Genomic DNA, 12,501 nt, shown 5'->3' with positions numbered 1-12,501 from the left:
CAATGTCGCGGCAGCACCCGCTTGACCGCCCGTGCGCCCTGGCGCATGGTCCGGCGCGCTTTGGGTGGCGCATGTCCGACAAGCGACCTGTTTTCAAGGGGAGGCAACCTGTCATGTCGATCCGTCGTTTCGCGTTGGCGATGGCCGCGCTCGCCGCACCGCTGGTGCTGGCCGGCGTACCGGCGAACGCGCAGGAGAAATCCGTCGCGGTCACCGCGATCGTCGAACATCCGGCGCTCGACGCCGTGCGCGACGGCGTGCGCGACGAACTGGAAGCCCAAGGCTACGTGCCGGGCGAAAACCTCGCGTTCACCTACGAAACCGCGCAGGGCAATCCGGCGATCGCCTCCCAGATCGCCCGGCAGTTCGCTGGCGAGAACCACGACGTGATCGTCCCGATCTCGACCCCCAGCGCCCAGGCCGTGCTGTCGGCGACCGACGCGGTTCCGGTGGTGTTCTCCGCCGTCACCGACCCCGTGGCCGCCCGGCTGGTCGGAGACCCGGACAACCCCAAGGGCCGCGTCACCGGCGTGAGCGATCTGTCGCCGGTCAAGCGCCAGCTGGAGCTGATCCGCGAGGTCATGCCGGAGGCCAAGACGGTCGGCGTGCTCTACAACCCGGGCGAGGCGAACTCGGTCAAGATCCTGGAACTGCTGAAGCAGTACGGCCCGGAATACGACTTCAACATCGTCGAAAGCGTCTCGCCGAAGTCCTCCGGCGTGCTGTCGGCCACGCGCAACCTCGTGGGCAAGGCAGACGCCGTCTATATCCCGACCGACAACACGATCATCTCGGCGCTGGAAAGCGCGATCAAGGTCGGCATGGACAACGACCTGCCGATCTTCGCCGCCGACACCGCCTCGGTCCCGCGGGGCGCGGCGATGGCGCTGGGCTTCGACTACTACGATCTGGGCCGCCAGACCGGCCGGATCGTGGTGCGTATCCTGGAAGGCGAGGCGCCGTCCGAGATTCCGGTCGAGAGCGTCCAGAAGACGCAGCTCGCGGTGAACCCGGCATCCGCCAAGCGCATGGGGCTCGAGATCCCGCAAGCCGTGATGGACCGCGCCGACGAAGTCGTCGAGGAATAAGCCCATCCGCCCAACCATCGCCCCCAGCTTGCCCCTTTCGCCTCCCTCAGGCGGAGCGGGACAGGCTGGGGGCGTTGGCACCGCCCCACCCCACAAACGCTGAAGATAGCCTTTCCGCATGTCGCTCGTCGCCGCTCTGGGCGCGCTGGAAATCGGCCTGGTCTATGGCCTGGTCGCAATCGGCGTGTTCATCTCCTTCCGGGTGCTGAACTTCCCCGATTTGACCGTCGATGGCTCCTTCCCGCTCGGCGCGGCCGTCGCCGCGGCAGGTATTCTTGGAGGCATCGATCCCTACCTCGCCACCCTGCTGGCTGTGGTGGCCGGTGGGCTGTCCGGGCTGGTGACGGCGTTTCTCAACATCCGCTTCGGTATCCTGCACCTCTTGGCCAGCATCCTGACCATGACGGCGCTCTACTCGATCAACCTGCGGGTCATGGGGAAGCCGAACCTGGCGATCATCATGGAGCCGACGGTGATCAGCCCGTTCGAGCTGTTCGGCCTGTCCGGCGGCACGATCAAGCCGATCTTCGGCTTCGTCGTGGTCGCGCTCGTGGGCGCGCTGGTCGCCTGGTACCTGCTGACCGACAGCGGACTCGGCATGCGCGCGGCCGGCGCCAACCCGCGGATGGCCCGCGCGCAGGGCGTGCCGACGGCGGCGATGACCTACTTCGGCATGGCGCTGTCGAACGCGCTGGTCGGCCTCGCCGGCGCGCTGTTCGCGCAGATGAACGGCTTCGCCGACATCACCATGGGCACCGGCACGATCGTGGTCGGCCTGGCCGCCGTGATCGCGGGCGAGGCGATCCTGCGGCCCAAGGGCGTGGTGATGGCGGTCGTCGCCTGCATCGTCGGCTCGGTGATCTACCGCTTCGCCGTGCAGTTCGCGCTCAACGCCGAATTCATCGGCATGAACCCGGGTGACCTCAACCTGCTGACGGCTGTGCTGGTCACGATCGCGCTGATCCTGCCGGGTGCCCGCAACCCGGTGAAGGCCTTGATGAAAAAGCGCGGCCAGGGAGCGCCGTCATGATCCGCCTGGAGCACGGCCGGGTCGTCTTTTCCGCCGGCACACCGCTGGAGAACGTCGCACTCGCCGGCATGAACCTGGAGATTCCACGCGGCCAGTTCGTCTCGGTGATCGGTTCCAACGGCGCCGGCAAGTCGACCCTGCTGAACGCGCTGTCCGGCGAGGCGCCGCTCACCAGCGGGCGCGTGCTGATCGACGAGACCGACGTCACCCCCTGGCCCGCGTCCAAACGCGCCAAGTTGGTCGCGCGCGTCTTCCAGGACCCGATGCTGGGTACCTGCGAGGGGCTGACGATCGAGGAAAACCTGGCGATCGCCGCCGCACGCGGCGGCGCCCGGCGTCCCAGCCTCGCCCTCGGCCGCAACCGCCGGGTGGAATTTCGCGAGCAGCTGGCGCAGCTCGGCCTGGGGCTGGAGAACCGTTTGGGCGACCGGATGGGGCTGCTCTCCGGCGGACAACGGCAGGCCGTCAGCCTGCTGATGGCGACCCTGCGCCCGGCCAAGATCCTGCTCCTGGACGAGCACACGGCCGCGCTCGACCCCCGGATGAGCGACTTCGTGCTCAACCTCACCCACCAACTGGTCGAGCAGCAGCAGCTGACAACGCTCATGGTGACCCACTCGATGCGCCAGGCGCTCGACTTCGGCAGCCGCACTGTGATGCTGCACGAAGGCAAGATCGCCCTCGACGTCGCCGGCCAGGACCGCGCGGCGCTCGGCGTCGACGACCTGATCGACCGCTTCGCCCAGGTCCGCGGCGAATCCCTCGACAGCGATGCGCTGCTGCTCAGCTAAGCACCCTTCTGGGGCGACAAGACCGCCCTACCCCGCCTTGCGGTCGCGGGCGGTTTCCAGGACATCTTCCTCGGCGTCGCGACGGAACAGGTCTTCCAGCTCTTCCGCCGACTGACGGGCGAGGTAGATCAGGCGTTCCTCGTCGGTGTGGTGCTGGTAGTCGTTGGCAAGACGCGCCTCGTCGTGGCGTTGGAAGGTCTCGACCAGGCGCCGGCTCTCCTTCTCGCTCAGACCCAGGCCGACCAGCAGACTGCGCGTCGTCTCCAGCGCCGAATGGAAGGTCTCCCGCATCACCAGGTCGGCCCCCGCCTCCATCAGCTTGTAGGCGTGCCGGCGGTCGCGCGCGCGGGCGTAGACCTTGAGATTGGGGAAGCTGGTCTTGGCGACCTCGACCGTGCGCACCGCGATCTCAGTATCGTCGACCGCGACGACCAGCGCATCGGCCTCGTCCGCGCCGGCAGCACGCAGCAGGTCTGGGCGCGCGGCATCGCCGTAGTATACCTTGGTGCCGAACTGCTGCACGAAATCGACCTGTGCGGGGTCCGACTCAAGCGCGGTGAAGGAGATGCCGCGCGCCCGCAGCACACGCCCGACGATCTGCCCGAACCGGCCGAACCCGGCGATGATCACCCGGCCTTCCTTGGGCGGCAGCTCGGCTTCCTCCGGCGGCACCGAGCGCGCGCGTGCCGGATCCAGCCGCCCCGCCAGCGCGACCAGCAACGGCGTCGTCAGCATCGAGGCGATCACGATCAAGGTCACCAGATCCGCGACCGCGCGGTCCAGCAACCCACGGCCGACCGCCGCGGTCAGCAGCACGAACGCGAACTCGCCGCCCTGGCTGAGCAGCGCGGCGAACCGCCGGGACGCGCCGGGACGCAGCCCGTGCCAGCGCCCGAGCGCATACAGCACCGCGCCCTTGATCCCGACCAGACCAACCACGCCGCCCAGAACGGTCAGCACCTGCGCCTGCAACAGGCCCAGGTTGACCGACATGCCGACCGCCATGAAGAACAGCCCCAGCAGCAGGCCGCGGAAGGCATCGATGTCGGCTTCCAGCGCGTGGCGATATTCACTGTCGGCGAGCAGCACGCCAGCCAGGAAGGCGCCCAATGCCATCGACAGGCCGACTGCCTCGAGCAGAATCGCCATGCCGATCACGGTCAGCAGGGCGGCCGCGGCGAAAATCTCCCGCACCCCGGTCATCGCGACCACGCGCAGGGCATAGCGCAGCAGATACCGCGCGCCGACCACGATCAGCACCAGCAGCCCGATCACCTTCCCGGCCTCGATCAGGCGGTCCAGGTCCATCCCCTGCCCGCCCACGGCCAGGACCGGCATCGCTGCCAGGAAGGGAATCACCGCGAAGTCCTGGAACAGCAGCACGGCAAAGGCGGAGCGGCCGGCGCGCGTGGTCAACTGCCGGCTTTCCGACAGCACCTGGATCGCGAACGCCGTGGAGGACAGCGCCAGGGTCAAGCCGATCACCACCGCCGGCTTGAGCGGGAAGCCCAGCGAGTAGGTCCCGGCCGCCAAAACGGCGCCGGTGCCCAACACCTGCAACGCGCCCAGCCCGAACACCGCCCGTCTGAGCGCCCACAGGCGCGCGGGCGCCAGTTCCAGGCCGATCACGAACAACAGCAGCACCACGCCCAGTTCGGCGAATTCCAGGATTCGCTCGACGTCCGTGAACGCGCCCAGCCCCCACGGGCCGATCGCCACCCCGGCCAGCAGATAGCCGATCACCGAGCCCAAGCCCGCCTGTTTCGCCACCCAGACGCCGATCACGCCGGCGGCAAGCAGCATCAGGGCGCTATAAAGAAAATCGTGTCCGGCGCCGTGTTCCATGATCTCCCGGGGGGTCGCAGAGGATAGGAGAGGCCGCAGCGACTCCGGCCCTCCGTTGAATGGCTCGACAGGCTTTACGTGTTAACACTATAGCAGCCGAAACATCGTTACGATTCCAGCGTCCCAGAGGCGCGTCGCCCGGAAACGTTGGAACAGATCCGGTTTCGTACCAGTCCGGGACGGGACATGTTAGGCCAAAGGGTGATGAGGATCGCGCGCGTGACGAGGCGGCTGGCAATGGGATTTCGGCAGGTTCGAACGTACATGGCGCTCCCCGGCATCGCGCTGGCCCTCGCCGGCGCGCTCCTGCTGGGCTGCACCGGGCCCACGCGGCAGGGCGACCCGATCTCCGTGACCAATCCGGCCGATACCGCCAAGGTCCAGCCCCGCACCACGCCCGACACCGATAAGTCGGCCACCAACCGGGAACCCGAGGAGGCTGACAAGGTTGTCGTCGTCAAGGCGCTGCGCGAATTGCGCCTCCTGGCCGACGGCAAGGTCTTCCGCACCTATGAGATCGCTCTCGGCCGCGAGCCCAAGGGCGACAAGATGTGGGAAGGCGACGGCCGCACGCCCGAAGGCCTCTACACCCTCGACTTCAAGAACGAGAACAGCGCCTTCTACCGCTCGATCCGCGTCTCTTATCCGAACGCACAGGACTGGCGGGAGGCGCGCGCGCTGGGCGTACACCCCGGCAGCAACATCATGATCCACGGCCTGAAGCCGGAGTTCGCCTCGGTCGGCAAACGTCACGTCCAACAGGATTGGACCGAAGGCTGCATTGCCGTCACCAACGATCAGATCGACGAGATCTGGTCCCTGGTTCCCGTCGGGACCCCGATCGAAATCCGGCCATAGCCGCCCATCCTGCTTGAAAGCACGTGCCCGCTGCGCCACTTCGCGCCGGCAACAGGCACGGTGAAAGCGGGATGGCGATCATGAGTCAGCTACGACGCGGCTGCACGCGCCGACAGTTCCTGGCCACCACAGCAGCGGCCGCACTGGCGCCGACGTTCGGCCCGGAGTTGGCACGCGCGGCCTCCCAAGGCATCCACACCCGAGCGATCCCGTCGAGCGGAGAGCGCATTCCCGCGGTCGGCATGGGCACCTGGATCACCTTCAACGTGGGTGGCAGCACGCAGCTGCGCGAGCACCGAAAGCGCATCCTGGCGGAATTCTTCGCCCACGGCGGCGGGATGATCGACAGCTCGCCGATGTATGGCTCCAGCGAGGACGTCGTGGGGTGGTGCCTGGACCGGCTTGGCAAGCCCGACGGACTGATCTCGGCCACCAAGGTCTGGACCCGTGGCATGCGCGACGGCGTGCAGCAGATGGCGCGCTCGCGCGCGCTCTGGGGCCTCGACAGCTTCGACGTCATGCAGGTGCACAATCTGGTCGACTGGCAGACCCACCTGAAAACGCTGCGCGCCCACAAGGACGAGGGCAAGGTGCGCTACATCGGCGTCACCACCTCCCACGGCAGCCGCCACGATGAACTCGAGCGGATCATGCGGAACGAGCCGCTCGACTTCGTCCAGTTCACCTACAACATCCTCGACCGCTGGGCGGAGGATCGGTTGCTGCCGCTGGCCCGCGAGCGCGGCATCGCGGTGATCGTCAACCGCCCCTACAAGCGCAAGCAGCTGTTCCAGCAGTACCAGGATCAACCGCTGCCGGGCTGGGCCGAAGCGGAGGCCGGCGCGCAGAACTGGGCCGAGTTCTTCCTGAAGTTCATCATCTCGCACCCGGCCGTCACCTGCGCGATCCCGGCCACCAGCCAGATCCCGCACATGCGGGAGAACATGGGCGCGCTGAGCGGTCCGCTCCCCGAACAGAAAACGCGCGAGAAGATGGCGCGCTACGTGGCCGGATTGTAGCGGCCGAATTGTAGTGGCCGGGCGGTAGCCTGGGACCGTCTGGCTGGATTCCGACCTTGCTAGTGAGCACTGCGTGGCCCGTGCGCTATCCCATCGCACACGCGCGGCCAGCGTGTTAACCACTCCCCGTAATCGCGATCGACCGCCGAGACGTTGGAAAGGGCCCCGTCATGACCACCGCCTTCCGCCGCCCGTTTGCCCGCGCGCTCGCCGCGCCGCTGCTTGCTGCGCTAATGCTGGCCGGCTGCGCCGAAGGCGGCCTGGACCTCGGCGATGCGCCGGGCGCGCTGGTGTCCGAGCAGGAAGTCACGCAGATGAGCCTGCAGACCTGGCAGCGCATCAAGCAGGACGAGCAGCCGGTCCAGGATGAGGCGATGCAGCAGCGCATCGACCAAATCGCCCAGCGGATCACCAAGGCGGCCGACGTCGCCGGCGGCGAGCCGTGGGAGGTCGTGGTGTTCAAAAGCGACCAGGTGAACGCTTTCGCGCTCCCCGGCCGCCGGATCGGCATCTATGCCGGCCTGGTCGAGCTGGCCGACAGCGATGCGGAGATCGCGGGCGTGGTCGCCCACGAGGTCGGTCACGTGCTCAAGGATCACTCCCGCGAGCGCCTGGGCGCGGCCAAGGTTTCCCAGGTCAGCGTGCAGGCGTTGAACGCCGCACTGCAGGCCGGCAACGTGTCATACGCCAATCAGATCGCCGGACTGCTGGGCGCCGGAGCCCAGTACGGCGTCGTCCTGCCCTACGGCCGTACACAGGAGCTGGAGGCCGACCGCTTCGGCCTGATGACCATGGCCAAGGCCGGGTACGATCCTCGTGCGGCGATCGACTTCTGGACCAAGATGGGCGAGCAGAGCGAGGGCAAGGCACCGCCGGAGTTCACCTCCACCCACCCCTCCAACGAACGCCGCCTGAAACAGTTGCGCGAAATGCTGCCGGAGGCGATGGAGGTTTACCGGCGCAAGGAGGGCGGCACCTAAGCGGCCCACGCTCGCTCATCGCCATCCAGGGGCACGGTGCGCAGCAACCAAGCCAGCGCGGTGGCTTTGCCCGCGACGACTCCTCCGACCGCTCCCGTTCAAGCGTCGACGGGAAACAGCCGGGGGTCGTCCAGTCCGGCGTCGTCAAAGCGCAGCAGGTGGGCGGGACAGCTACGACAGTCACTGGCGCCGAAGCGCGGCACGGGGACTGTCGCGCCGGCCGCCTGGACGTGCTCCCGCCAGGCACATTCGCTGCCCCCCGGCCAGGCGAGCGCCCGGGCTGCCCCGCCCGCTACCGCGGTCAGTTGATCGACGTGCCAGCGCGGGCGCTTCTCAGCCCGCAAATGCCGGGCAACACGCGCCCGCAGTCCGCCCGGACCGTTCGCGCTGCCGAAGTAGAGGTAAACGCCCGGCATCAACCTGCCGCCCGGTTTGGGGGCGATCAGATCGACCGGCCGATCGAGCGGTAGCCAGAGCAGGTAGGCCCCCGGCACCGCCGGCAGATCACGCCCGTCACGCGTTGCATAAATCTCGGGCACGGATTGAATCACCTCCTCGTCGGGTCATCCCTATGAGCGGCCATTGGTCACGCCGTTTGGGCGCCTGCACAGGCGCGCCGCGTTTGCTATAAGACGGATGACGCAACCCGCCATCCGTGGTCTTCTCGGAACCGGTAGATAGCCAGTCAATCCGCAGCCACCCCAAGAACCGGACTCACTCATGAGCCAGTCTTACGACGCCGACCGTTCGTTCAAGTGGACCTTCATTCTTGAGGCGACAGGCTGGGTGCTTCGGCTGTTGCCGATCGTCGCGGTCGCCATGTTCCTGTGGTACTACCTGCCCGGCTACGACGTGGTCCGGGTGGTCGATACCGACGTCAAGCGAATGGACGTCAAGGCGGGAGAGCAGGCCGAACAGGGCGAGGTGCTGAACCGCGACGTGCGCTTCATCAACGCCGTTTGGCCAGACGGGAGCCCGCGGGTCTACCGGAACGAAGAGACCGGCTGGGGCTTCCCCTGGTACATGAAGTTCGACAGCCAGAACCTGCAGGCCAAGGCGCAGGACATGCGCTCGCAGGAAAAGGACCCGACCTGGGTGCTGGTGACGCACTACGGCTGGCGTCTCCCGATTTTCTCCGCGTTTCCGAATGCGATCAATCTGGAGGAGGTCGAAGGCCCGGCCGCCGAACCGCTGGTCCCTTGGATCAACGTCGTCTTCATCGTCGTCCTGCTGATCGTGGTGCTAATCGTCTGGCGCCTGTGGCGCTGGTTCGTCGACCGGCACTGGCTACCGGTAATGCGCCGGCTGGAGATCGAACGGCGACTGGACGACACCGCCGGCCTGCCGTCCAAGACCTGGGCCTGGCTGCGCGAGGAGGTTAGTTCGGTGGTCGAGGATATGCGGGCGCGCAAGCGTTAGCGGACCGAGACGCGCGCTGCCAGGCTGTCGGTTTATTTGACACCTCCCGCCCCTCTCCCTTCCGCGTGGTCGAATGGCGGGATACGAGAGCGCAAAGCACGGGCTGTATCGGGCTTTCCGGCGCGACCTCTCACGCCTGGCAGATGAAATGCCTCATACGGATTGAGCGGGCCGCCTGTCGAAAAACGTTACAGGTCCCGCCGCCCCCTGGGGTACGAACCACACTTTTCCGCACCTTTGGCGTGTTGGCGTATCTCTTGCTTCCTTCCCCGGAACGGGGCGTTCGCGTTGCGGCGCGGATGCCGCTTACAACCACGGAAGGGAGGACTTCGCATGAAAAAGATCGTACTTGGCGCGGCTGCGCTCACCGCAACTTTGGGGACGGCGACCGGGGCAATGGCCGGTGCGGCCGTGCCGCTCGGCTCGCAGCTTGGCAGCAGCCTGGGCGCGACGCTGGGGTCTGCCCTGGGCAGCAGTCTGCCGGTCGCGCAGGGCGGCCTGCTGGCGATGGTCGCCGCGGGTGTTGCCGCTGGCATCTGGGTGGCTAAGCGCAAGCGTTGACGTCTCGGTGCGGGCGGCGGCCGGCCGAGGTCGCCCCTGCACCGCGCATCGCCAGCGTTTCCTGCGAGCCGACCGATCGCAGGGGTGAGAGCCGACAACGGGAAAAGCCATGTACGAAGCACTGACCAGTGCGTGGGCCAGCGTGTTCTACGCAGCCGTGATTCTGTTCGCACTTGCCGAGCTGCTGGTGCCGGCGCGCGAGGCGTCCCGGGCGCTGGACCGACGGTGGTCGACCAACATCGCCCTGTATCTGCTGAACATGCTGCTGCATCGCTTCCTTGGACCGTTGGCCGCCATCGCCATCGGATACGGAGCGTTGGCCGGCGAAGTCGGCCTTTCCGTCTGGCTGAACGCGCCGGCATGGCTCGCGGTTGCAGTCGGGATCTTGGTGCTCGACCTCTGGAAGTACGTCGAGCATCGCTTGATGCATGGTATCCCGCTGTTGTGGCGCGTGCATATGGTGCACCACTCGGACACCGAGGTGGATTTCACGACGGCCGAGCGGCACCATCCGCTGGAAGTGGTCGTCGGCACCATCGGCTTCATCGCCGTTACGGTCGCCTTCGGCATTCCGCCGCTCGCCGTTGCGCTGTACGCGCTGACGGCGACGATCGTCGCCGTATTCTCCCACGCCAATATCCAGATCGCCGGGGCGGTCGACCGGCCGCTGCGCTGGCTGGTGGTTACGCCGGCCGTGCACAACGTCCACCACTCGGCGGAGCGAGTCGAGACCGACAGCAACTTCGGGCTGATGATGACGTTGTGGGACCGCCTGTTCGGCACCTACACACCGGATTCGCCGGAGACGGCCGCTCGCCGCCAGCTCGGCCTGGAGTATTTCCGGGAAGCGCGCGCCGGCTGGCTCGACCGCGTGTTGCTGCAGCCGTTTGTGCCCGCCTCGCTGCTTCGTCCGGAGAGGCGGGTTGAGGTACCGGGCAACGGCCGTGCCACGCAGCCGCCTGCCGAGTGACTGAGGTCGGTCAACCGTGACAATGACAGATACGCCGCTTGCCGCCGCCTCGCCGGCGCCGGCCGAAACAGGGCACGGGCGCTGGCCGCGCCATGTGATCGTCCTCGCCGCGACATTCGTCCTGCTCGCAGTCGCGCACGCCACGACCCTTGTCCAGATGGCCGAAGTCTGGGCGCGGTCGGAAACGTACAGCTACGCCTGGGCGGTCCTGCCGGCGGCTACCTTCGTCGTTTGGTGGCATCGGGCCAGCTTGCGTGCCGCGCCACCCAGGGCGAGTTGGTGGGGCGTGGCGCTCGCGGCCGCAGCCGGGCTGCTATGGCTGGCCGGCGAGTTGGTTCAGATCTCCGTGGCCCGCCATGCCGCAATCGCGCTTGGGATCGGTGCCGTGACGGTCGCCACACTTGGTGTCGGCTGCGCACGCCGCCTGCTGCCAGCGCTGCTGTTGCTGTGCTTCCTGGTGCCGGCGGGACAGGTCTTGCTGCTGCCCCTGCGCGCCATCACCGCCAGGTTCGTCGAACTGTACGCCAGCGCCGCACACGTGCCGATGACGCGCGATGGCTTCACCCTGCTTCTGGACGGCTACCGCTACGTGGTGGTCGACGATTGCGCCGGGCTGCCGTTCGTCCTGATGGGAGCGTTCGTCGGCACGGTGTTCGGGGGACTCAATTACACGACCCTCTGGAAGGTGCTGGCGTTCGGGGCGCTTGGCGCCTTCTTGGGGATGCTCGGGAACGGTGGACGGGTGATCGCGATCGTGGCCAGCGACCAGATCAACGGTACGCAGATGCCACTGACCGGCCACCGTGTGTACGAACTGATCAGTTTCGCGACCCTGTTCGGTGGACTGCTGGTTGCTCACGCCCGGGTCCGGGCGGAGCCGCCGCGGGCATCGCCGCCGCCAGCCCCGGGCGGAGGCTGGCCGCGCACGCTGGCCCTGCCGCTGCTTGCCGCTGCACTGATCGCCGTCGGCCCGTGGCTGACGGATACAGGGGTCCCGCTCGGCCGCACGCCGGTCCCCGGCCTGCCGGAGCGGATCAACGGCTGGCAGGCAACGCCCGACGAGCCCGAATGGACGCCGCGCGCCGCCGCCGCGACTGATACACGCCAGCGCAGCTACCGGGGACCGGATGGCCAGCCTGCGGAGCTTTTCGTCGCCCGCGCGCTGACCCCTCGGCATAAGATCAGCGCGGGCAGCGTCGATCTGCACACGATGGCGGGATCGGCAACCTGGATGCCCGCGGTGATGCGGCGGATCGAGCTGTGCGACGACAGTCACTGCGTTCCCGCCGTCTACGAGCGCCTGCTGCTGCAGGGCGGCAAGCGCGCACGGCATCTCGTCTGGCACTACACGATCGGGGACGCCGTAACGGTCTCGCCGCTTGTCGTGCGGACCGCCCGCGGCTGGGCACGCCTGACCGGCCGGTCGACGCAGGCGACCCTTGCCGCGGTGATGCAGGACACCCGGACGCCCGAGGCGCCGCGCCTGCCGGATGCCGCGTTGCTGCAGTTATTGCGCGCACGCTGAACCCGACGTCACTGGCCGCTTTACAAGCGGCCGGCCCGCGCGGTTAGCTGAAGAGAACGCGACGGCGCGAGGAGACGACAAACACCATGAGCGACCAAGCCACCCTGATGTGCGCCAGCTGCGACGTAGCGGTGAAAAGCCGCGTCGACGCGCCCGGCGATGATGACATCGTTTTCTGCCCCGAGTGCGGGGTCGAGAACACGCTCGCCACCGCCGCCGCAGAGGCGAACGACTACATGCGCGAGCAGGAATCTCAAGCGGTGATGGCTGACCTGCGCCGGATCGTGAACGGCTCCGGCGACGGCGAGGTGCAGGACAGGCCGTACGCCGGCAAAACCTTCCGCTTCAAGGCCGAACACCCGATAAACGGCGCCGGGTGTGGCTGCGGTTCCGGCGGCTGCGGCAGCTGAATAGC

13 protein-coding genes are annotated in these 12,501 nt (G+C 67.7%); 11 read left to right on the top strand and 2 right to left on the bottom strand.

The window, feature by feature from the left end; all coding sequences use genetic code 11:
• The first annotated feature begins 113 nt into the window (after positions 1 to 113).
• The 3 genes from RHOSA_RS0105020 (at position 114) to RHOSA_RS0105010 (ending at position 2,909) form a co-directional block, all read left to right on the top strand.
• Positions 114 to 1,088: an ABC transporter substrate-binding protein gene (locus RHOSA_RS0105020; RefSeq protein ID WP_037255729.1), complete on the top strand. Its 975-nt coding sequence runs from the start codon at positions 114 to 116 to the stop codon at positions 1,086 to 1,088.
• A gap of 118 nt (positions 1,089 to 1,206) precedes the next feature.
• Positions 1,207 to 2,118 (top strand): ABC transporter permease, encoded by a 912-nt coding sequence (locus RHOSA_RS0105015; protein WP_027287813.1) that lies wholly within the window; start codon positions 1,207 to 1,209, stop codon positions 2,116 to 2,118.
• Positions 2,115 to 2,909 carry an ABC transporter ATP-binding protein gene (locus tag RHOSA_RS0105010; protein ID WP_027287812.1) on the top strand — a complete coding sequence of 265 codons (795 nt, stop codon included), beginning with the start codon at positions 2,115 to 2,117 and terminating at the stop codon, positions 2,907 to 2,909. Before RHOSA_RS0105015 ends, RHOSA_RS0105010 begins: the two co-directional genes overlap by 4 nt.
• A gap of 27 nt (positions 2,910 to 2,936) precedes the next feature.
• Here the strand turns inward: RHOSA_RS0105010 and RHOSA_RS20580 are convergent, their stop codons facing one another.
• Entirely contained in the window at positions 2,937 to 4,754 is a 1,818-nt protein-coding gene (locus RHOSA_RS20580; protein ID WP_051431817.1) for a monovalent cation:proton antiporter-2 (CPA2) family protein, read from the bottom strand.
• Positions 4,755 to 5,018: 264 nt separating this feature from the next.
• Here RHOSA_RS20580 and RHOSA_RS20575 point away from each other — a divergent pair, with 264 nt between their 5' ends.
• The 3 genes from RHOSA_RS20575 (at position 5,019) to RHOSA_RS20570 (ending at position 7,611) form a co-directional block, all read left to right on the top strand.
• A complete protein-coding gene (locus RHOSA_RS20575; RefSeq protein ID WP_027287811.1) occupies positions 5,019 to 5,612 on the top strand; it encodes a L,D-transpeptidase family protein in 594 nt (197 codons plus the stop codon).
• Positions 5,613 to 5,692: 80 nt separating this feature from the next.
• On the top strand, positions 5,693 to 6,631 hold the full coding sequence (locus RHOSA_RS0104995) for an aldo/keto reductase (RefSeq protein ID WP_027287810.1): 939 nt from the start codon (positions 5,693 to 5,695) through the stop codon (positions 6,629 to 6,631).
• A gap of 170 nt (positions 6,632 to 6,801) precedes the next feature.
• Positions 6,802 to 7,611, top strand: a complete 810-nt coding sequence (locus tag RHOSA_RS20570) for a M48 family metallopeptidase (RefSeq protein ID WP_037255728.1) — start codon at positions 6,802 to 6,804, stop codon at positions 7,609 to 7,611.
• 98 nt (positions 7,612 to 7,709) lie between these two features.
• On the opposite strand, the gene RHOSA_RS20565 is transcribed toward RHOSA_RS20570, so the two are convergent.
• The gene (locus RHOSA_RS20565; RefSeq protein ID WP_051432429.1) at positions 7,710 to 8,150 is read right to left on the bottom strand and encodes a GIY-YIG nuclease family protein; all 441 of its coding nucleotides are present in this window, start codon (positions 8,148 to 8,150) and stop codon (positions 7,710 to 7,712) included.
• Between the two features lie 181 nt (positions 8,151 to 8,331).
• Between RHOSA_RS20565 and RHOSA_RS20560 the strand changes: the two genes are divergently transcribed.
• The 5 genes from RHOSA_RS20560 (at position 8,332) to RHOSA_RS0104960 (ending at position 12,496) form a co-directional block, all read left to right on the top strand.
• Positions 8,332 to 9,030: a DUF1523 family protein gene (locus RHOSA_RS20560; RefSeq protein ID WP_051431816.1), complete on the top strand. Its 699-nt coding sequence runs from the start codon at positions 8,332 to 8,334 to the stop codon at positions 9,028 to 9,030.
• A 333-nt stretch (positions 9,031 to 9,363) separates the two neighbouring features.
• Entirely contained in the window at positions 9,364 to 9,591 is a 228-nt protein-coding gene (locus tag RHOSA_RS0104975) for a hypothetical protein (protein ID WP_027287809.1), read from the top strand.
• Positions 9,592 to 9,700: 109 nt separating this feature from the next.
• On the top strand, positions 9,701 to 10,561 hold the full coding sequence (locus RHOSA_RS20555; protein ID WP_051431815.1) for a sterol desaturase family protein: 861 nt from the start codon (positions 9,701 to 9,703) through the stop codon (positions 10,559 to 10,561).
• 22 nt (positions 10,562 to 10,583) lie between these two features.
• A complete protein-coding gene (locus RHOSA_RS0104965; protein ID WP_027287808.1) occupies positions 10,584 to 12,086 on the top strand; it encodes an exosortase C-terminal domain/associated protein EpsI in 1,503 nt (500 codons plus the stop codon).
• Between the two features lie 86 nt (positions 12,087 to 12,172).
• Positions 12,173 to 12,496: a hypothetical protein gene (locus tag RHOSA_RS0104960; RefSeq protein ID WP_027287807.1), complete on the top strand. Its 324-nt coding sequence runs from the start codon at positions 12,173 to 12,175 to the stop codon at positions 12,494 to 12,496.
• Positions 12,497 to 12,501 lie beyond the last annotated feature (5 nt).

This window comes from Rhodovibrio salinarum DSM 9154, from assembly GCF_000515255.1.
Classification (GTDB): Bacteria; Pseudomonadota; Alphaproteobacteria; order Kiloniellales; family Rhodovibrionaceae; genus Rhodovibrio; species Rhodovibrio salinarum.
The sequence above is the reverse complement of the archived record's forward strand: the minus strand, read 5'-3'. Positions and strand labels throughout refer to the sequence as shown.

Bases quoted from the DNA above. Each gene is read 5' to 3' on its own strand.
- RHOSA_RS0104995 (WP_027287810.1), top strand. From the start codon at position 5,693: ATGAGTCAGCTACGACGCGGCTGCACGCGCCGACAGTTCCTGGCCACC.
- RHOSA_RS20555 (WP_051431815.1), top strand. From the start codon at position 9,701: ATGTACGAAGCACTGACCAGTGCGTGGGCCAGCGTGTTCTACGCAGCC.
- RHOSA_RS20580 (WP_051431817.1), bottom strand. From the start codon at position 4,754: ATGGAACACGGCGCCGGACACGATTTTCTTTATAGCGCCCTGATGCTG.
- RHOSA_RS20570 (WP_037255728.1), top strand. From the start codon at position 6,802: ATGACCACCGCCTTCCGCCGCCCGTTTGCCCGCGCGCTCGCCGCGCCG.
- RHOSA_RS0104965 (WP_027287808.1), top strand. From the start codon at position 10,584: ATGACAGATACGCCGCTTGCCGCCGCCTCGCCGGCGCCGGCCGAAACA.
- RHOSA_RS0105010 (WP_027287812.1), top strand. From the start codon at position 2,115: ATGATCCGCCTGGAGCACGGCCGGGTCGTCTTTTCCGCCGGCACACCG.
- RHOSA_RS0105015 (WP_027287813.1), top strand. From the start codon at position 1,207: ATGTCGCTCGTCGCCGCTCTGGGCGCGCTGGAAATCGGCCTGGTCTAT.
- RHOSA_RS0104975 (WP_027287809.1), top strand. From the start codon at position 9,364: ATGAAAAAGATCGTACTTGGCGCGGCTGCGCTCACCGCAACTTTGGGG.
- RHOSA_RS0104960 (WP_027287807.1), top strand. From the start codon at position 12,173: ATGAGCGACCAAGCCACCCTGATGTGCGCCAGCTGCGACGTAGCGGTG.
- RHOSA_RS20560 (WP_051431816.1), top strand. From the start codon at position 8,332: ATGAGCCAGTCTTACGACGCCGACCGTTCGTTCAAGTGGACCTTCATT.
- RHOSA_RS0105020 (WP_037255729.1), top strand. From the start codon at position 114: ATGTCGATCCGTCGTTTCGCGTTGGCGATGGCCGCGCTCGCCGCACCG.
- RHOSA_RS20575 (WP_027287811.1), top strand. From the start codon at position 5,019: ATGGCGCTCCCCGGCATCGCGCTGGCCCTCGCCGGCGCGCTCCTGCTG.